Annotated in this window: 16 protein-coding genes; 8 read left to right on the top strand and 8 right to left on the bottom strand. The window is 71.6% G+C overall.

Annotated features, from left to right (window positions below; all coding sequences use genetic code 11):
• Positions 1-5: 5 nt before the first annotated feature.
• Together OHU35_RS08220 and OHU35_RS08215 are read right to left on the bottom strand one after the other, a co-directional pair.
• Complete coding sequence (locus OHU35_RS08220; protein WP_405505094.1) at positions 6-956, bottom strand: bacteriocin fulvocin C-related protein; 951 nt, start codon at positions 954-956, stop codon at positions 6-8.
• Positions 957-1074: 118 nt separating this feature from the next.
• Positions 1075-2079 carry a helix-turn-helix domain-containing protein gene (locus OHU35_RS08215; protein ID WP_405505093.1) on the bottom strand — a complete coding sequence of 335 codons (1005 nt, stop codon included), beginning with the start codon at positions 2077-2079 and terminating at the stop codon, positions 1075-1077.
• Positions 2080-2355: 276 nt separating this feature from the next.
• Between OHU35_RS08215 and argC the strand changes: the two genes are divergently transcribed.
• The 5 genes from argC to OHU35_RS08190 are packed head-to-tail and all read left to right on the top strand — an operon-like array spanning position 2356 to position 7207.
• Entirely contained in the window at positions 2356-3384 is a 1029-nt protein-coding gene (gene argC, locus OHU35_RS08210) for an N-acetyl-gamma-glutamyl-phosphate reductase (RefSeq protein ID WP_405505092.1), read from the top strand.
• Positions 3381-4556, top strand: coding sequence for a bifunctional glutamate N-acetyltransferase/amino-acid acetyltransferase ArgJ (gene argJ, locus OHU35_RS08205; protein WP_189726518.1), 1176 nt, complete (start codon positions 3381-3383; stop codon positions 4554-4556). Before argC ends, argJ begins: the two co-directional genes overlap by 4 nt.
• Positions 4553-5461, top strand: a complete 909-nt coding sequence (gene argB, locus OHU35_RS08200; RefSeq protein ID WP_189726517.1) for an acetylglutamate kinase — start codon at positions 4553-4555, stop codon at positions 5459-5461. The genes argJ and argB overlap by 4 nt, the downstream gene beginning before the upstream one ends.
• Positions 5458-6657, top strand: coding sequence for an acetylornithine transaminase (locus OHU35_RS08195; protein ID WP_405505091.1), 1200 nt, complete (start codon positions 5458-5460; stop codon positions 6655-6657). The genes argB and OHU35_RS08195 overlap by 4 nt, the downstream gene beginning before the upstream one ends.
• 7 nt (positions 6658-6664) lie before the next feature.
• Complete coding sequence (locus tag OHU35_RS08190; protein ID WP_189726515.1) at positions 6665-7207, top strand: arginine repressor; 543 nt, start codon at positions 6665-6667, stop codon at positions 7205-7207.
• A 119-nt stretch (positions 7208-7326) separates the two neighbouring features.
• Here the strand turns inward: OHU35_RS08190 and OHU35_RS08185 are convergent, their stop codons facing one another.
• The 6 genes from OHU35_RS08185 to OHU35_RS08160 all read right to left on the bottom strand — a co-directional run bounded on the left by OHU35_RS08185 (position 7327) and on the right by OHU35_RS08160 (position 13068).
• A complete protein-coding gene (locus tag OHU35_RS08185) occupies positions 7327-8067 on the bottom strand; it encodes an FAD:protein FMN transferase (protein WP_189726688.1) in 741 nt (246 codons plus the stop codon).
• A 55-nt stretch (positions 8068-8122) separates the two neighbouring features.
• Positions 8123-9178, bottom strand: coding sequence for an FMN-binding protein (locus OHU35_RS08180; RefSeq protein ID WP_189726514.1), 1056 nt, complete (start codon positions 9176-9178; stop codon positions 8123-8125).
• A gap of 40 nt (positions 9179-9218) precedes the next feature.
• Positions 9219-10601: a ferric reductase-like transmembrane domain-containing protein gene (locus OHU35_RS08175; protein WP_189726513.1), complete on the bottom strand. Its 1383-nt coding sequence runs from the start codon at positions 10599-10601 to the stop codon at positions 9219-9221.
• Between the two features lie 137 nt (positions 10602-10738).
• On the bottom strand, positions 10739-11437 hold the full coding sequence (locus OHU35_RS08170) for a L,D-transpeptidase (protein WP_189726512.1): 699 nt from the start codon (positions 11435-11437) through the stop codon (positions 10739-10741).
• A gap of 3 nt (positions 11438-11440) precedes the next feature.
• Positions 11441-11977: a pyridoxamine 5'-phosphate oxidase family protein gene (locus OHU35_RS08165; RefSeq protein ID WP_359896718.1), complete on the bottom strand. Its 537-nt coding sequence runs from the start codon at positions 11975-11977 to the stop codon at positions 11441-11443.
• 140 nt (positions 11978-12117) lie between these two features.
• Entirely contained in the window at positions 12118-13068 is a 951-nt protein-coding gene (locus tag OHU35_RS08160) for a hypothetical protein (protein ID WP_405505090.1), read from the bottom strand.
• A gap of 239 nt (positions 13069-13307) precedes the next feature.
• Here OHU35_RS08160 and OHU35_RS08155 point away from each other — a divergent pair, with 239 nt between their 5' ends.
• The 3 genes from OHU35_RS08155 (at position 13308) to OHU35_RS08145 (ending at position 17117) form a co-directional block, all read left to right on the top strand.
• A complete protein-coding gene (locus tag OHU35_RS08155; RefSeq protein WP_189726510.1) occupies positions 13308-14501 on the top strand; it encodes an argininosuccinate synthase in 1194 nt (397 codons plus the stop codon).
• 70 nt (positions 14502-14571) lie between these two features.
• Positions 14572-15999: an argininosuccinate lyase gene (gene argH, locus OHU35_RS08150; RefSeq protein ID WP_405505089.1), complete on the top strand. Its 1428-nt coding sequence runs from the start codon at positions 14572-14574 to the stop codon at positions 15997-15999.
• 146 nt (positions 16000-16145) lie between these two features.
• Positions 16146-17117 (top strand): aldo/keto reductase, encoded by a 972-nt coding sequence (locus OHU35_RS08145; protein ID WP_405505088.1) that lies wholly within the window; start codon positions 16146-16148, stop codon positions 17115-17117.
• The last annotated feature ends 75 nt before the right edge of the window (positions 17118-17192 follow it).

Here is a 17192-nt window from a genome sequence, read left to right as displayed (position 1 = left end):
CGTGGTCAGTTGAAGCAGAGTCCGTTGCACGGATAGATGTAGAGACTTCCGCAGCCCGCGCTCGTGTGGCGGCAGCCGTTGTCGATGCAGTCGCCGTCCCAGCCGCAGTACACGTCGATCCGGTTGCACTCGCAGTTGGGCGGGGGCGGCGCCGCCTCGGACGCCGGGCCCAGCACCGCCAGCATCGCCCGCGCCCCGTCCGGGCCGAAGGCCTCGCGGGCCGACCGGCCGAGCTCCGCGACCTCGGCGGGCGGCTCGCCCTCGAAGGTCGCCGGGTCGGAGGCGACGGCCAGGGCCCGGTCCAGGACCCGCCGCTGCGCCGCGCTCAGCTGCGGGTGGTCGGCGTCGAAGCGCCGCAGATGCTCGGCCCACAGGCCGCTGCGGGCCTTCGGCGGCAGCGCCTCGTGGATCGCCCGCCGGTGGCTCAGCGGGTGCGCCACCACGTCGTCGTAGGTGGTGGGCAGCGCGCCGCGGTGGGCGAGCACCCAGCGGCGGGCCGCCTCGTGCTCGTTCTCGGCGAAGGCGGGAGTGCTGCCGCGCATGATCACACCGGCCGCCACCACCAGACCGGCCCCGGCGCGCAGGAACTGCGCCCGCCGGAGGGTCCGCCCGGTCACCGGACGGTCGGCGGCGTGGTGGGCGTCCGCCCGGCGCAGGTCGCCGAGGGCGCGCAGGACCCGCAGCGTGGAGCGCGGGCCGAGCCGCCGCAGGAGCGGCGGCGTCATCGCCGCTCCGGTCCAGGCCCGCACCCGGCCGGTGCCCGCGCGCAGCAGGGTCGGCGCCCAGGGGGCGTCCGTACCGTAGGCCCGCTCGCGCCAGTCCCGTACCCGGGTGTCGTCCAGCGGCAGCACCTCGAGCTTGCCGTCGCAGGCGTGGGAGACGGCGCTGGAGACCTTGCGGCAGGTCGCGCACGACCCGTCGAAGGCGAGCACCCAGCGCGGTTCCGGTTTCTCCATGGCAGCATCCCCTTTGTCCGCCCGGCGGTCGACATCGCTGAGGCAGAGTCTGGGCAGCGGGGCGGATCCGGCGCACCGCCTTTAGAGCGCCTTCGAAACACCCTCGTGGGGGCGGGCGTCAAACGGCCGAGCCGTGGCGCCCGTCCAGCAGGGCGGCCCCGAGCGGGGTGGTGGTGTGCAGGACGGCGTTGCCCAGCCGGTGGGTGCTGAGCAGGCCCGCGTCCCGCAGTACGGAGGCGTGGTAGCTGGCGGTGGCGGCCGAGACGCCGGTGCCGTGGGCCAGCTCCGTGGTCGTGGCGCCGTTCTCCGAGGCGTGGCGGAGGATCTCCGCCCGGGTCCGCCCCAGGAGCGCGACCAGGGACCGCGACGGTGCCCGGGTGTCTCCCGCCGACCGGTCGGCCGGGTTCAGGGCGCCCTGGTGCGTCATGGGATAGACGACGACCGGGGGCAGTGCGGCATCCTTCAGCACGGTCGGATAGCGCCAGCAGAAGTAGGACGGCAGCACCAGCAGTCCGCGCCCGCGCAGATGCACGTCCCGCTCCACGCGCAGCCCGCCCACCGTCAGCACCGGGGGCCGCCAGTGGAGTTCCGGGTGCAGCGCGCCGAGCAGGCTCCCGGCACCGGCGCCCGGCGTCCGGGTGCGCAGGGCGCGTTCGGCCTCGAAGCGGGCGCGGACATGATCCCAGTAGGGCGCGAGACCGGCCCTGACGTAGGTCCGCAGGGTGCGCCCCAGATGGTGGACCGCCGCCCCGTCGCCGTCCGCCAGGGCTCGGCCCCACGGCGGGAGCCTGCGCCCGTCGGCGGAGAGTTCGAGCAGGTCGTGGCGTAATCGCGCGCGGGGCGTGGACAGCAGGGCGTCGATCCCCGGCTCCAGACCTCCCTCGCCGGCGGCGGGCGTGAGGAAGTCCGGCGAGTAGCCGACCGGCGGCGCCAGGCGCAGCAGCTGGCGTTCCGGTGCGCCGAGGGCCGGGCGGACCCGGGCCCGCCAGCGGCCGAAGACCGCCCAGCCGTCCCGGGTCTGGAGCATGTGCATGCTCTGCAGGGCTTCCCACATCGGGTCGGGTGCCTGGGCGAACCTGATGCGGGTGAGGTCGTCGTCGGTGAAGTGAATGCGCAGGGCCATGCGAGCCATCCCCGTGGACACCGCGGGCATCCCCCGTGGTTGCCCCCCGGCGCCTCGCCACCCATGGTCGGCATCCGTCACGCGTGTCGCGGGGGCCTTCACAACATACCCACGCCGGGTACGGCCCCATACGCCGCGTTCCAGCCACCGAGCCCTGCCCGCACCTCTTCTCGCCTGCCATGATCTCCCCGAAGCCGCAGTCATGCACGGGACAAAGCCGGGATTGCATAAACGTGCAGCGAAACGTATAGTCATGCTCTCTAAGGAGGAGGTTCCATGGCGGTACGTGCGGCAGTGGCCGGAGCGAGTGGATACGCGGGCGGGGAACTGCTGCGTCTGCTGCTGGCCCACCCCGAAGTAGAGATCGGCGCCCTCACCGGCAACTCCAACGCGGGGCAGAAGCTCGGTGCGCTCCAGCCGCACCTGCTGCCCCTGGCCGGGCGAGTGCTCCAGGAGACCACCCCCGAGGTCCTCGCCGGTCACGACGTCGTCTTCCTCGCACTGCCGCACGGGCAGTCCGCCGCCGTCGCCGAGCAGCTCGGCCCGGACGTGCTGGTGGTCGACATGGGCGCGGACTTCCGGCTGACGGACGCCGCCGCCTGGGAGAAGTTCTACGGCTCGCCGCACGCCGGAACCTGGCCCTACGGCCTTCCCGAACTGCCGGGTGCCCGCGCCGCGCTGGAGGGGTCCAAGCGCATCGCGGTGCCCGGCTGCTACCCGACCGCCGTCTCCCTGGCCCTCTTCCCGGCGTACGCCGCCGGACTCGCCGGGAACGAGGCCGTGATCGTCGCCGCCTCCGGCACGTCCGGCGCGGGCAAGGCACCCAAGCCCCACCTGCTGGGCAGCGAGGTCATGGGGTCGATGACCCCGTACGGCGTCGGCGGCGGGCACCGGCACACGCCCGAGATCACCCAGAACCTCAGCGCGGCCGCCGGCGAGCCGGTCTCCGTGTCCTTCACGCCCACCCTGGCGCCGATGCCGCGCGGCATCCTCGCCACGTGCAGCGCTGCCGCGAAGGAGGGCGTCACGGCCGAGTCCGTGCGCGCCGCCTACGAGAAGGCCTACGCCGACGAGCCCTTCGTGCACCTGCTCCCCGAGGGGCAGTGGCCCGCCACGGCGTCCGTCTACGGTTCGAACGCCGTTCAGGTGCAGGTCGCGTACGACGCGGCCGCCGGACGGATCATCGTGATCAGCGCCATCGACAATCTCACCAAGGGCACCGCGGGCGGTGCCGTCCAGAGCATGAACATCGCCCTCGGTCTCGACGAGACCACGGGACTGACGACGATCGGAGTTGCGCCGTGAGTGTGACGGCAGCACAGGGATTCACGGCGGCCGGGATCGCCGCCGGGATCAAGGAGAACGGCAACCCCGACCTGGCCCTCGTGGTCAACACCGGCCCCCGCCGCGCCGCCGCCGGCGTCTTCACCGCCAACCGCGTGAAGGCCGCGCCGGTCCTGTGGTCCGAGCAGGTGCTGAAGAGCGGTCAGGTGTCCGCCGTCGTCCTCAACTCCGGTGGTGCCAACGCCTGTACGGGTCCCAAGGGCTTCCAGGACGCGCACGCCACGGCCGAGAAGGCGGCCGAGGTGCTCGGCCGGGGGGCCATCGAGGTCGCCGTCTGCTCGACCGGCCTCATCGGGCTCCTCCTGCCGATGGACAAGCTGCTCCCGGGCGTCGAGACGGCCGCCGCCCAGCTCTCCGAGCACGGCGGCGAGAAGGCTGCGATCGCCATCAAGACCACCGACACCGTCCACAAGACGTCCGTTGTGACCTGGGGGTCCCCCCGGACGGAGTCTGGGGGAGGCTGGACTGTCGGCGGCATGGCCAAGGGCGCGGGCATGCTCGCCCCCGGCCTCGCCACCATGCTCGTCGTCCTCACCACCGACGCGGACCTGGACAACGAGGTCCTGGACAAGGCCCTGCGGGCGGCCACCCGGACGACCTTCGACCGGGTCGACTCCGACGGCTGCATGTCCACCAACGACACCGTGCTGCTGCTCGCCTCCGGCGCCGCCGGCGTCACCCCCGAATACGAGGAGTTCGCCGAGGCCGTACGGCAGGTCTGCGACGACCTCGGCCAGCAGCTCATCCGGGACGCCGAGGGCGCCAGCAAGGACATCAAGGTCGAGGTGATCAACGCCGCGACCGAGGACGACGCCGTCGAGGTGGGCCGCTCCATCGCCCGCAACAACCTCCTCAAGTGCGCCATCCACGGTGAGGACCCCAACTGGGGCCGCGTGCTCTCCGCGATCGGCACCACCAAGGCCGCGTTCGGGCCCGACCGGCTCAACGTCGCCATCAACGGTGTCTGGGTCTGCAAGAACGGCGGCGTCGGCGAGGACCGCGACAAGGTCGACATGCGCTACCGCGAGGTGCACATCGTCGCCGACCTGGCCGCCGGGTCCGAGACGGCCACCATCTGGACCAACGATCTCACCGCCGACTACGTCCACGAGAACAGCGCCTACTCGTCATGAGCATCACGCGTAAGCACACCGCCCTGCCCAAGGCGCAGATCCTCATCGAGGCGCTGCCGTGGCTGGTCCGGCACAACGGCAAGACGGTCGTCATCAAGTTCGGCGGCAACGCCATGATCGACGAGGACCTGAAGGCCGCCTTCGCCCAGGACGTGGTGTTCCTGCACCACGCCGGCCTCAAGCCCGTCGTCGTGCACGGCGGCGGCCCGCAGATCAGCGCGGCCCTCGACCAGCACGGCATCGTCAGCGAGTTCAAGGCGGGCCTGAGGGTGACCACCGAGGACGCCATGGACGTCGTCCGCATGGTGCTGGCCGGTCAGGTCCAGCGGGAGCTGGTCGGGCTGCTCAACGAGCACGGCCCGCTGGCCGTCGGCCTCACCGGCGAGGACGCGCACACCATCACCGCCACCAAGCACCTGCCCGAGATCGACGGCGAACTCGTCGACATCGGCCGGGTCGGCGAGATCACCGCGATCGACACGGGCGCCATCGAGGCCCTGCTCGCCGACGGCCGGATCCCGGTCGTCTCCTCGATCGCCCGCTCCCAGGACGACGGACATGTCTACAACGTCAATGCTGATACGGCTGCTGCGGCACTCGCTGCCGCGCTGGGCGCCGAAACCCTCATGGTCCTCACGGACGTCGAGGGACTCTACGAGGACTGGCCCAACAGCGACGAGGTGATCAGCCGCCTCACCGCCTCCGAGCTGGAGCGGCTCCTGCCGGACCTGTCCTCCGGCATGGTGCCGAAGATGGAGGGCTGTCTGCACGCCGTACGGGGCGGCGTCACCACCGCCCGCGTCATCGACGGCCGGGTCCAGCACTCGATCCTGCTGGAGATCTTCACCGACGAGGGCATCGGCACGATGGTCGTGCCCGACGAGCAAGAGGGGGATGCCGCATGACCGCCCATCAGGAGTACGCCGAGCGGTGGCAAGGCGCGCTCATGAACAACTACGGCACCCCGCTGCTGCCCCTGGCACGCGGCGAGGGCACCCGCGTCTGGGACGCCGACGGCACCTCCTACCTCGACTTCGTCGGCGGCATCGCCACCAACGCCCTCGGCCACGCCCACCCGGCGATCGTCGAGGCCGTGAGCCGCCAGATCGGCTCCCTCGGCCACATCTCCAACTTCTTCATGGCCGAGCCGACCATCGCCCTCGCCGAGCGGCTGCTCCGCCTCTTCGGCCGGGACGGCAAGGTCTTCTTCTGCAACTCCGGCGCCGAGGCCAACGAGGCCGCCTTCAAGATCGGCCGGCTGACCGGGCGGACTCATGTGGTGGCCACCGAGGGCGCCTTCCACGGGCGGACCATGGGCGCCCTGGCGATGACCGGCCAGCCCGGCAAGCGGGAGCCGTTCCTGCCGCTGCCCGGCGACGTCACCCACGTCCCCTTCGGCGACGCGCAGGCGCTGGCCGCCGCGGTGACCGAGGAGACCGCGCTCGTCATCATCGAGCCGATCCAGGGCGAGCTCGGCGTCGTCGTCCCGCCCGCCGGCTACCTCAAGGCCGCCCGTGCCATCACCGCCTCGACCGGGGCGCTGCTCGTCCTCGACGAGGTGCAGACCGGCATCGGCCGTACCGGGCACTGGTTCGAGTACCAGGCCCACGAGGGTGTCCTGCCCGACATCGTCACCCTCGCCAAGCAGCTCGGCGGCGGGCTGCCGCTCGGCGCGACCGTCGCTTTCGGGCGGGCCGCGGAGCTGCTCCAGCCCGGGCACCACGGCACGACGTTCGGCGGGAACCCCGTCGCCTGCGCGGCCGGGCTCGCCGTCCTCGACACCATCGAGAACGAGGGGTTGCTGGAGAACGTCAAGCGGCAGAGCGCGACGTTGCGGGACGGGATCGAAGGCCTCGGCCACGAGTTGATCGATTTTGTCCGGGGCGCGGGCCTACTCCTGGGTATCGTGCTCACCGAGCCTCTCGCGCCCCAGGTGCGCCAGGCGGCTCAGGAGGCCGGTTTCCTGGTGAACGTGCCCGCCCCGGACGTCGTCAGGCTGATGCCGCCGCTGAACCTCGGCGACGACGAGGTGGACGCCTTCCTCGGGGCGCTGCCCGGCATCCTCCAGGCAGTGAGCGGGGACGGACGATCCGGAGAATGAGACGACGATGAGCCAGGCGCAGGAGCACGAGCAGGGGGCGAACGGGTCCGCCGTGCCGCAGACCCGCACCGCACGCCACCGCCGGATCGTGGACATCCTCAACCGGCAGCCGGTGCGGTCGCAGAGCCAGCTGGCGAAGCTGCTCGCCGACGACGGGCTGAGCGTCACGCAGGCGACGCTCAGCCGGGACCTGGACGAGCTGAACGCGGTGAAGATCCGCAACACCGACGGTGACCTGATCTACGCGGTGCCGAGTGAGGGCGGCTTCCGTACGCCCCGGGCGCCGCTGGGCGGGTCGGCGAAGGAAGAGCGGATGCGGCGGCTGTCGCAGGAACTGCTCATCTCAGCGGAGGCTTCGGCGAATCTCGTGGTGTTGCGTACGCCGCCGGGGGCCGCGCAGTTCCTGGCCTCGGCGATCGACCAGGCCGAGCTGCACGACATCCTGGGGACGATCGCCGGTGATGACACGTTGCTGCTGATCAGCCGGGAGCCTGATGGGGGTCAGGCGCTGGCGGAGCACTTGCTGAGGCTGGCGCAGAACGGGCACTGAGGGTTGCCCTTCGGGTGCGGGTGAGCTGTGGCTGATCGCGCAGTTCCCCGCGCCCCTGGGTTGGCCCAGCTGCGGGCATACGTGCCGCTAAGGGCGGCCACGGGTGGGCGCAGCCCCACTCACCCCAGCCGCCCCGCCAAACCCCCAGTGCAGCGCACCTCATCCCCGGCCGTGATCAGCAGCGCCTCGACATCCGGCAGGGACTCCAGCCAGGCCAAGCCCTCCCGCGACCCCATCGCGAAGGCCGCCGTGGCCCAGCAGTCCGCCCAGGTCAGTCGAGGCCCGACCACGGTCACGGCGACCAGGTCGGTCACGGCGGAATGCCCCGTACGCGGGTCGAGAATGTGCGCGCCCCGCTCCGCCGTACCGGACGTGGCCACGGACAACTCGTCCACCCCGGCCGCCGAGACGACAGCCGCGAGACCCCCCGGCCGCAACGGGTCCGACACTCCCACCCGCCACGGCCGCTGCGCCCCCGGCGCCCCGAGCAACTGCACATCGCCGCCGCCGTTGACGCTCACCCCGCACACCCCCGGCACCGCCGACAACCCCCGGGCCGCCCGCTCGACCGCCCAGCCCTTGACGATGCCGGTCGGGTCGAGACGGCCCTGGTACGACGTGCTGAACCAGCCGTCGCTCAGCCGCTCCGCCTCGGCCGCCAGCTCCAGGACCTCGGCGACCTCGGGATCGCACTCCGCGACGGTCAGTTCCCCGCGTTGCAGCCGGGCGATCTGGCTGTCCTCGCGGTAGGTGCTGAACACCTCGTCGACGCGGTGCAGTCCGGCGACGGCCTCGTCCAGGGCCGCGCGCACGGCGGCCGGTTCCCCGCCGCGGACGTCGAGGGAGAAGACGGTCCCCATCGTCTCTTCCACATGACGTACCGCGGCGGGAGCCTGTGCGGGGTCGGCCACCGTGTCAGCCACCGGCCTGGTCCAGCGCCGACTGGAGGGACTTCTTGTAGCCCGCGCTGGTGTAGGTGGCTCCGGAGACCGCGTCGATCTGCGCGTTCCCGGCCGCCACGGCGGCCTGGTTGAGGCGGGGGACGGAGGAGGAGGTGATCTGGTCGCTGCGGCCGCCCTTGGGGGCCTGGACCGCCTCGGCCTTGGTGATCTTCCCGCCCGCGACGGTGATACGGACCTGGACGGGGCCGTACTGGGTCTGCGAGGCCGTGCCCGTGACCGTCTTCGCCTGGGCGCTGCCCGCCCCGGAGCCCTGCGCGGCGCCGCCTCCTCCTGCCGGAGCCTTGTCCAGCGCGGACTGCAGCGACTTCTTGTAGCCCGCGCTCGTGTAGGTGGCGCCCGAGACGGCGTCGATCTGCGCGTTCCCCGCCGCGACCGCCGCCTGGTTGAGGCGGGGGACGGAGGAGGAGGTGATCTGGTCGCTGCGGCCGCCCTTGGGGGCCTGGACCGCCTCGGCCTTGGTGATCTTCCCGCCGGCGACGGTGACCCGGACCTGGACCGGGCCGTACTGCGTCTGCGCGACATCGCCGGTGAGGGTCTGGGCGTTGCCCGAGCCCTGCGCGGCGCCGCCCGCTGCCTTGGCCTTGTCCAGGGCCGACTGGAGGGACTTCTTGTAGCCGGCGCTGGTGTACGTCGCCCCGGAGACGGCGTCGATCTCCGCGTTCTGCGCGGCGACCGCCGCCTGGTTGAGGCGGGGCACCGAGCTGGCGGTGATCTGGTCGCTGCGGCCGCCCTTGGGGGCCTGGACCGCCTCGGCCTGGGTGATCTTTCCGCCGCTCATGGTCAGGCGGACCTGCACCGGGCCGTACTGCGTCTGCTGCGCGTCACCGGTGACGGCGCCGTTCACGCCGCCCTGCGGCGCCTGCCCGGCCGCCGCGGGCGGGACCTGGCCGCCGGCCGCCTGGGCACCGCCCGGGTCGGAGGCCGGCTTCATGGACAGCAGCAGCACGATCCCGGAGACGGTGGCTGCGCCGGCGAGCACGGCACGCCGGACGGGGTGACTCTTCCTCATCGTTTCTCAAGCTCCTGAAGGGCCGTTGATGTCCCGTCGCTCACATCTCGAACGACTCGTGATGGATACGGCGGGCGGGGACTCCCGCGCCGCGCAGTGCCTCGTAGACCGACTGCGCGAAGCCGGGCGGCCCGCACATGAAGACGTCGTGGTTGCCGACGTCGGGGATCTTCCGCTGGAGGGACTCCGCGGAGATGTCGGGGCGTTCCCCGTCGGGGCTGTTGACCGCGTACATCAGCCGCGCGCCCCGCTCGTCGGCGATCTTGGCCAGCTCGCCCCACAGGGCCAGGTCCTGGGTGCTGTTGGCCCGGTAGAGGAGCGTGATGTCGCCGGACGAGCCCGGCAGCGTTTCGAACAGGGCCCGCATCGGGGTGATGCCGACACCGCCCGCCACCAGGAGCACCTTGCCGCGGCTGCGGCGCTGCGCGGTCATCGCGCCGTACGGGCCCTCGGCCCACACCTTGGTGCCGGGCGTGAGCTCGCGCAGCCGGGAGGTGTGGTCGCCGATCGCCTTGACCGTGATCCGCAGCATGTCCGGGCGGGGCGCCGCCGACAGGGAGTACGGGTGCGAGCTGAAGCGCATGCCGGGCGCCTTGAACCGCCAGCGGAAGAACTGCCCGGCCTCCGCGCCCATCCGGTGCAGCTTGCGCCCGCCGATCAGCACGGACACGATCCCCGGGGTCTCCTCGATGACCGCCTCGACCCGCATACGGTGCCGCAGGTTCAGGCGGATCGGGGTGATGATCCGGTACCAGAGCACCAGTGCGGTCACCACGCCGTAGAGCCCGTACCAGAAGGTCTTCGCGGTCGGCTCGACGGCGAACTCGTTGCCGGTCGTGATCTGGTGCCAGAACGTCAGGTACACCGACGCGTAGGTGAGCAGGTGCACGTGGTACCAGGTGTCGTACCCGATCAGGCGGCGAACCCCGCCGATCGAGAGGATCCCGATGAGGAACAGCAGGCCCGTGCCGATGGCGGCCTTGCCCATGTCCGGCAGCTGGTTGATGGAGTCGGTCGTCTGCTGGACGATGTCGCCGAGCGTCTTGCCCGCCTGCAGGGCGTAGCCCCACATGGTGAGGAAGACATGGGCGAGGACCAGGCAGAGCGTGTAGCGGCCGGTCATGGCGTGCCAGCGTGCGACCCGGTCGGTGCCCACCCGTCGCTCCAGCGCGGGCACCCGGGCCATCTGGAGCACCACCAGCGCCATGAGGTAGCCGGCGAGCAGGCCGGTGATCCGGCCGGCGGCCAGGATCTTGCTCGTCGTGTCCGCGAGGGACGGTGTGTTGTCCCACCACAGCCACAGCACGGCCGCCGCTCCCGCCCACAGGGCGATCAGCAGCGGGACGGCCGGGGAGCGGCGCGGGCGGATGCGGCGCATCGTCTGGCGACGGGCGGCACGGCCGCCTGCGAGCGTGGTGGTCACGGTTCCTCCGTGGGGACTTGACCCTTGGCCCACAGATACGTGCCGGGACACGGGAGTGTTCAGCCGGGTACCGAGTCATGTGCGGACGGGAGTGACCGGCGGTAACACACGCCGCGTGCCCGCGCGGCGTCCCCGCTTCAGTAGCGCGTGACGGCGGTGGTCCCGCTCGTCGTCCCGACGGCGATGTGGGGCCGCTTCGCCGGGTCGGCCCAGGTGAGGATCCGCCGCATGGCGTCCTTCGGCACGGAGACGCAGCCGGCCGTCGCTCCCCGCCCGTTGACATGCAGGAAGATGCCCGCGCCACGTCCCCGAACGGGACGCTCGTAGTTGAAGTCGATGACGAGCGCGTGCGCGTACTGCGCCCGGTAGGTGATCAGCTGCTCGGACTCGGCGGCCCGGCAGTCGGCCGCGCGGGGCTCGGTCCAGCGGTTGTAGGAGCGGGAGTCGTTGTCCTGGCACCACCAGGAGTCCCGGTGCACCCGGCGGTAGGTGTACGCCGTCCCGCGCGGTGCCGCCTCGATGCCGAAGGCGTACGGCAGTCCGTACAGGCCCGTGGGTGTCGTGTCCGTGCCCTGCGCGCGGGCGGCGCCCTCGACGAGTCCGTTCGCTCCGAAGCGCGCGGGCGCGGAGCCGGTCCTGACCCACCGTCCGCCCCTGAGGTCCCACCAGGTGACCGTGCCCGTGGTGGAGGCCCGTTTCGGGGCCACCGCGGTGATCAGCTGGGTACCGCCGCCCGTGTCCGCCATCCGGGCCGGCAGTGGCGGCGAAGGGGCGGACGGCCCGGCGCCGAGCGCGAGGAGGGAGGAGACGGCGAGGGCGACGGCACCGGGGCGCATGTCTCAGACCGTAGAGGGAGGCAGCGGCAACGGCAGCCCGGGTAGTCCGTCCAGGCTGGTCGCGATGTGTTCCTTCTTGGTGAAGTAGGCATCGAGCGAGGCGTCGTCCTCACGCGCGAAACGCTTGCCGTGCAGATCGCGGTCCGTCTCGTACGCCATGAAGGGCACCGCGTAGCCGCAGGTGTCGCGGACGAGTTCGGCCGTCACGACGATGATCGCGCGCAGGCCGTGCCGCGTCGGGTCGATGTCCGGGAAGCGGGCGAGGAGTTCCGGGAAGCGCGGGTCGTCGCGGAAGACAGGCTCGCCCCGCGTGATCCGCCCGTTCTCCCGCAGATGGGCGATGGTCTCGGCGTTGGAGCCGGCGAAGTCGAGGTAGGCCACGGTGTGCTCGTCGAGCACCACCGAGGAGCCCTTGAGGCCTTTGGGGGAGAGGTTGACCGTGCCGTCGGCGGACAGTGGAGCGGTGGCGGTGAAGAAGACCGGCTGCGCCTCGATGAACGAGCGGAGCCGGCCTTCTATGCGCTCATGCGTCTTTCCCATGATCGGGATGATGGGCGCAGGTATTTCGACTGTCTAAGGAATTGCGGGATCCGGTCACCTCTGCCGGACCCCGCGCTCAGACGCCTGTCCGTGGCCGCCCCGGCCGGCGCTCACTCGGGGCGGCCACAGCGCCTGTCACCTCACTGGTTGAGCTGGCAGGCGGCGAAGGCCTCGAGGCCCTCGGGCTTCTCGGCGGCGCGGCCGATGGCGGTCTCGATGCGGTTGAGGGCGGCGACGCGCTTGTCCTCGAGCGGGCCGAGGATGGCGTTCTGGACGAAGTTGGGTCCGCCCTGGCCGACGGTGTCGACGAGGCGCTTGTTGGCCTCCTGGATCTGGGTGTCCAGCTGCGCCAGGTTGCGGTCGACCTCGGCCTGCGCCGAGGCCGGGATCGCGGGAAGCTCCCCGGTGACGTCCGGGCAGCTGATCGCGCCGGCCCCGGCGTTCCCCGCCTCGCCCGCACCCGCGCCCGCGTCCTCGCCGGCACCCGCACCGGCCTCGGCGCCCGCACCCGCTTCCGCACCGGCCTCGGCACCCGCTTCCGCACCGGCCTCGGCGCCCGCTTCCGCACCGGCCTCGGCACCCGCACCGGCCTCCGCACCGGCGCCCGCCTCGCCTTCCGCCGCCTCGCCCGCCCCGGCTCCGCCGTCGGCGTTGAGCTGGCAGGCGGCGAAGGCCTCGAGGCCCTCGGGCTTCTCGGCGGCGCGGCCGATGGCGGTCTCGATGCGGTTGAGGGCGGCGACGCGCTTGTCCTCGAGGGGGCCGAGGATGGCGTTCTGGACGAAGTTGGGTCCGCCCTGGCCGACGGTGTCGACGAGGCGCTTGTTGGCCTCCTGGATCTGGGTGTTCAGCTGGGCGAGGTTGCTGTCGACCTCCGCCTGCGCCGAGGCGGGGACCGCGGGCAGCTGCCCGGTGACGTCCGGGCACGAGATGGTGCCGGGACCCGCCAGCGTCCGGGCGTTCGTCCCACCGCTCGCGGGCGTCTCCCCGGCGAGGGCGAAGCCGGCGATCACCGTGCCGGACAGTGCCACCGCGGCGGCGCCGCCGATGAACGCGACGCGACGCTTGTTGTACTTCGGAAGAGCCCTGGACATGCGGATGCCTCACTAGGGGTCGGGGGACGGGGGGTGTCCTCGGTGTGCGAAACGCGGCGCCTGCGTTCGGCGAGAGGTACGAGTAAGCGGTTTCCCGCGTTCAAAGGATCTTCAAATTCTTCTCGGCCTGACCAAAAACCGCTTCTCGCGGTGATCCCGGACGCACGGCGGATTGACGAATCATGCAGTGCTCTGCATACTCATGCATGTCAGTGACCGCAGTATGAGGAGGAGAACCCGTGACCGAGCGCGTCGTACTCGCCTACTCCGGCGGTCTTGACACCTCCGTCGCCATCGGCTGGATCGCCGAGGAGACGGGCGCCGAGGTCATCGCGGTCGCGGTCGACGTCGGCCAGGGCGGCGAGGACCTGGACGTCATCCGCAAGCGTGCGCTCGCCTGCGGTGCCGTCGAGGCCGAGGTGGCGGACGCCAGGGACGAGTTCGCCGAGGAGTACTGCCTCCCGGCGATCAAGGCCAACGCCCTCTACATGGACCGCTACCCGCTGGTCTCCGCCCTGTCCCGGCCGACGATCGTCAAGCACCTGGTGGCCGCCGCCCGGAAGCACGGCGCCACCACCGTCGCCCACGGCTGCACCGGCAAGGGCAACGACCAGGTCCGCTTCGAGGCCGGCATCGTCGCCCTCGCCCCCGACCTGAAGTGCATCGCCCCGGTCCGCGACTACGCCATGACCCGCGACAAGGCCATCGCCTTCTGCGAGGCCAAGGGCCTGCCGATCGCGACCTCCAAGAAGTCGCCGTACTCCATCGACCAGAACGTCTTCGGCCGCGCCATCGAGACCGGCTTCCTCGAGGACATCTGGAACGCGCCGATCGAGGACATCTACGAGTACACGCAGAACCCGGCCCTCGCCCGTGAGCCGGACGAGGTGGTCATCTCCTTCGAGGCGGGCGTCCCGGTCGCCCTCGACGGCAGGCCCGTCACGGTCCTCCAGGCGATCCAGCAGCTCAACGAGCGCGCCGGCGCCCAGGGCATCGGCCGGATCGACATGGTCGAGGACCGGCTCGTCGGCATCAAGTCGCGCGAGGTGTACGAGGCTCCGGGCGCAATCGCCCTGATCACCGCACACCAGGAGCTGGAGAGCGTCACCGTCGAGCGTGAACTCGCCCGCTACAAGCGCGGCGTCGAGCAGCGCTGGAGCGAGCTGGTCTACGACGGCCAGTGGTTCTCCCCGCTCAAGCGCGCCCTGGACGGCTTCGTCGACGAGGCGAACCAGCACGTCACCGGGGACGTCCGGATGACCCTGCACGGCGGCCGCGCGGTCGTCACCGGCCGGCGTTCGCAGCAGTCGCTGTACGACTTCAACCTCGCGACCTACGACACCGGCGACACCTTCGACCAGTCCGCTGCCAAGGGCTTCATCGACATCTACAGCCTGTCGTCGAAGATCGCGGCGAAGCGCGACCAGGCGTAGGCGTTCACGGGACCTGGCCTGGGCGTATAAAGGTCTGCGTCACATCCACACCCCTCTAGGAGCAACGCAAGTGAGCAGCAACAGCGGTGACGTCCGGCTCTGGGGCGGCCGTTTCGCCGACGGTCCCGCCGAGGCCCTGGCGAAGCTGTCCGCGTCCGTCCACTTCGACTGGCGGCTCGCGCCGTACGACATCGCCGGTTCGCGTGCGCACGCGCGCGTGCTGCACAAGGCAGGGCTGCTCACGGACGACGAGCTGACGAGGATGCTCGAAGGCCTGGACCGGCTCGAAGCGGACGTCGCCGACGGCTCCTTCGTCGGCACCATCGCCGACGAGGACGTGCACACCGCGCTGGAGCGCGGCCTGCTGGAGCGGCTCGGCCCCGACCTCGGAGGCAAGCTGCGCGCGGGCCGCTCCCGCAACGACCAGGTCGCGACCCTCTTCCGGATGTACCTGCGCGACCACGCCCGGGTCGTCGGCGGCCTGATCGCGGAGCTCCAGGACGCCCTGATCGGCCTCGCCGAGGCGCACCCCGACGTGGCGATGCCCGGCCGTACGCACCTCCAGCACGCCCAGCCGGTCCTGTTCGCGCACCACGTCCTGGCCCACGTCCAGTCCCTCTCCCGGGACGCGGAGCGGCTGCGCCAGTGGGACGCGCGCACGGCGGTGTCGCCCTACGGCTCGGGCGCCCTGGCGGGCTCCTCCCTGGGTCTCGACCCGGAGGCGGTGGCGAAGGACCTCGGATTCGAGCACGGCTCCGCCGGCAACTCCATCGACGGCACGGCCTCCCGCGACTTCGTCGCCGAGTTCGCCTTCATCACGGCGATGATCGGGGTCAACCTCTCCCGGATCGCCGAGGAGGTCATCATCTGGAACACGAAGGAGTTCTCCTTCGTGACCCTGCACGACGCGTTCTCGACGGGCTCGTCGATCATGCCGCAGAAGAAGAACCCGGACATCGCGGAGCTGGCCCGCGGGAAGTCGGGCCGCCTGATCGGCAACCTGACGGGCCTGCTGGCCACGCTCAAGGCCCTTCCCCTCGCGTACAACCGCGACCTCCAGGAGGACAAGGAGCCGGTCTTCGACTCCATCGACCAGCTGGAGGTCCTGCTGCCGGCCTTCACCGGCATGATGGCCACGCTCACGGTCCACCGCGAGCGCATGGCGGAACTGGCCCCGGCCGGGTTCTCCCTCGCCACGGACATCGCCGAGTGGCTGGTCAAGCAGGGCGTCCCGTTCCGCGTCGCCCACGAGGTCGCCGGCGAGTGCGTGAAGGTCGCCGAGGCGGAGGGCAAGGAACTGGACGACCTGACGGACGACCAGTTCGCCAAGATCTCCTCCCACCTGACCCCCGAGGTCCGCACGGTCCTCAACGTCCCCGGCGCCCTGGCGTCCCGCAACGGCAGGGGCGGCACGGCACCGAGCGCGGTCGCGGTCCAGCTGGCAGAGGTGAAGGCGGACGTGTCGGCCCAGCACGAATGGGCAACAGCACGGCAGTAGGCCTCCCAGGGGCGCGGGGAACTGCGCGACAAGCCACGCACAACCCGCACCCGCCAAAACGCCGCAAGATCCGAGCTCTGAGGCGAAGGTCATCGCGGGTTACGTTGGGTCGAAGCCGAACCGGAGCCGACCGAACGGAGCCCGCGATGCCCTTCGCCCGCCTGGCCACAGCAACCACCCCCACATGCCACATCGGTCTGGGTCTCGCCGCAGTCGGACGCCCCGGTTACATCAATCTGGGTCGCGACCAGGACCTGCCTGCCGAGCGCACCGTCGACGCCCTGCGCAACCGCACCCATGAACTCCTCGACGCCGCCTACGCCCAAGGCGTCCGCTACTTCGACGCGGCCCGCTCCTACGGCCGCTCGGAGGAGTTCCTCGCCGACTGGCTCAAGGCGAGGCCCGCCTTCGACGACATCGTCGTCGGCAGCAAATGGGGCTACACCTACACCGCCGACTGGTCCACCGACGCCGACCGCCACGAGGTCAAGGACCACGCCCTGCCCACCTACGAACGGCAGCGCGCGGAGAGCGACGCCCTGCTCGGCGACCGGCTCGACCTCTACCAGATCCACTCGGTGACCCCGGACAGCCCGGCCCTCACCGACAAGGAACTGCACGCGAAGCTCGCGGAGGCCGCGGCCCAGGGCCTCACCATCGGCTTCTCCACCAGCGGTCCGGCCCAGACGGACGCGATCCGCGCCGCCCTCGCCGTGACGGTCGACGGCGAACCCCTCTTCCGTACCGTCCAGTCCACGTACAACGCACTGGAGACCTCCGCCGCGCCCGCCCTCGCCGAGGCGCACGACGCCGGGCTCACCGTGATCGTCAAGGAGGGCATGGCCAACGGCCGGCTCGCCGGGCCGCACGCCCCGGACGCCATGAGGGAGGTCGCCGAGGAGGCCGGACTGGGCTGCGACGCCGTCGCCCTGGCCGTCATCCTGCGGCAGCCCTGGGCCGGGGTGGTGCTCTCCGGCGCGGCCACCACCAACCAGCTCGCCTCGAACCTGCACGCCGCGGTCGTCGACCTCGACGACGACCAGCTGACCCGCCTCGCCACGCTGGTCGAGGAACCGCACACGTACTGGGAGCGGCGCGGGCAGCTGCCCTGGCACTGAGCGAGCACTGAGGATCACCTCTCCGTAAACCGCCAGCTGTGAGTCACGCATGCCCAGAGTGAGACATCAGTGTCT

This window comes from Streptomyces purpurascens, from assembly GCF_045040895.1.
Taxonomy (GTDB): Bacteria; Actinomycetota; Actinomycetes; order Streptomycetales; family Streptomycetaceae; genus Streptomyces; species Streptomyces purpurascens.
This window is presented reverse-complemented; position numbering and strand designations above follow the sequence as displayed.

Excerpts from the sequence above, each read along its gene's own strand:
- OHU35_RS08185 (WP_189726688.1), bottom strand. The coding sequence starts at position 8,067 with ATGGGGACCGTCTTCTCCCTCGACGTCCGCGGCGGGGAACCGGCCGCC.
- OHU35_RS08190 (WP_189726515.1), top strand. The coding sequence starts at position 6,665 with ATGAGCCAGGCGCAGGAGCACGAGCAGGGGGCGAACGGGTCCGCCGTG.
- OHU35_RS08170 (WP_189726512.1), bottom strand. The coding sequence starts at position 11,437 with ATGCGCCCCGGTGCCGTCGCCCTCGCCGTCTCCTCCCTCCTCGCGCTC.
- OHU35_RS08145 (WP_405505088.1), top strand. The coding sequence starts at position 16,146 with ATGCCCTTCGCCCGCCTGGCCACAGCAACCACCCCCACATGCCACATC.
- OHU35_RS08220 (WP_405505094.1), bottom strand. The coding sequence starts at position 956 with ATGGAGAAACCGGAACCGCGCTGGGTGCTCGCCTTCGACGGGTCGTGC.
- argB (WP_189726517.1), top strand. The coding sequence starts at position 4,553 with ATGAGCATCACGCGTAAGCACACCGCCCTGCCCAAGGCGCAGATCCTC.
- OHU35_RS08160 (WP_405505090.1), bottom strand. The coding sequence starts at position 13,068 with ATGTCCAGGGCTCTTCCGAAGTACAACAAGCGTCGCGTCGCGTTCATC.
- OHU35_RS08165 (WP_359896718.1), bottom strand. The coding sequence starts at position 11,977 with ATGGGAAAGACGCATGAGCGCATAGAAGGCCGGCTCCGCTCGTTCATC.
- OHU35_RS08180 (WP_189726514.1), bottom strand. The coding sequence starts at position 9,178 with ATGAGGAAGAGTCACCCCGTCCGGCGTGCCGTGCTCGCCGGCGCAGCC.
- OHU35_RS08195 (WP_405505091.1), top strand. The coding sequence starts at position 5,458 with ATGACCGCCCATCAGGAGTACGCCGAGCGGTGGCAAGGCGCGCTCATG.
- argC (WP_405505092.1), top strand. The coding sequence starts at position 2,356 with ATGGCGGTACGTGCGGCAGTGGCCGGAGCGAGTGGATACGCGGGCGGG.
- OHU35_RS08215 (WP_405505093.1), bottom strand. The coding sequence starts at position 2,079 with ATGGCCCTGCGCATTCACTTCACCGACGACGACCTCACCCGCATCAGG.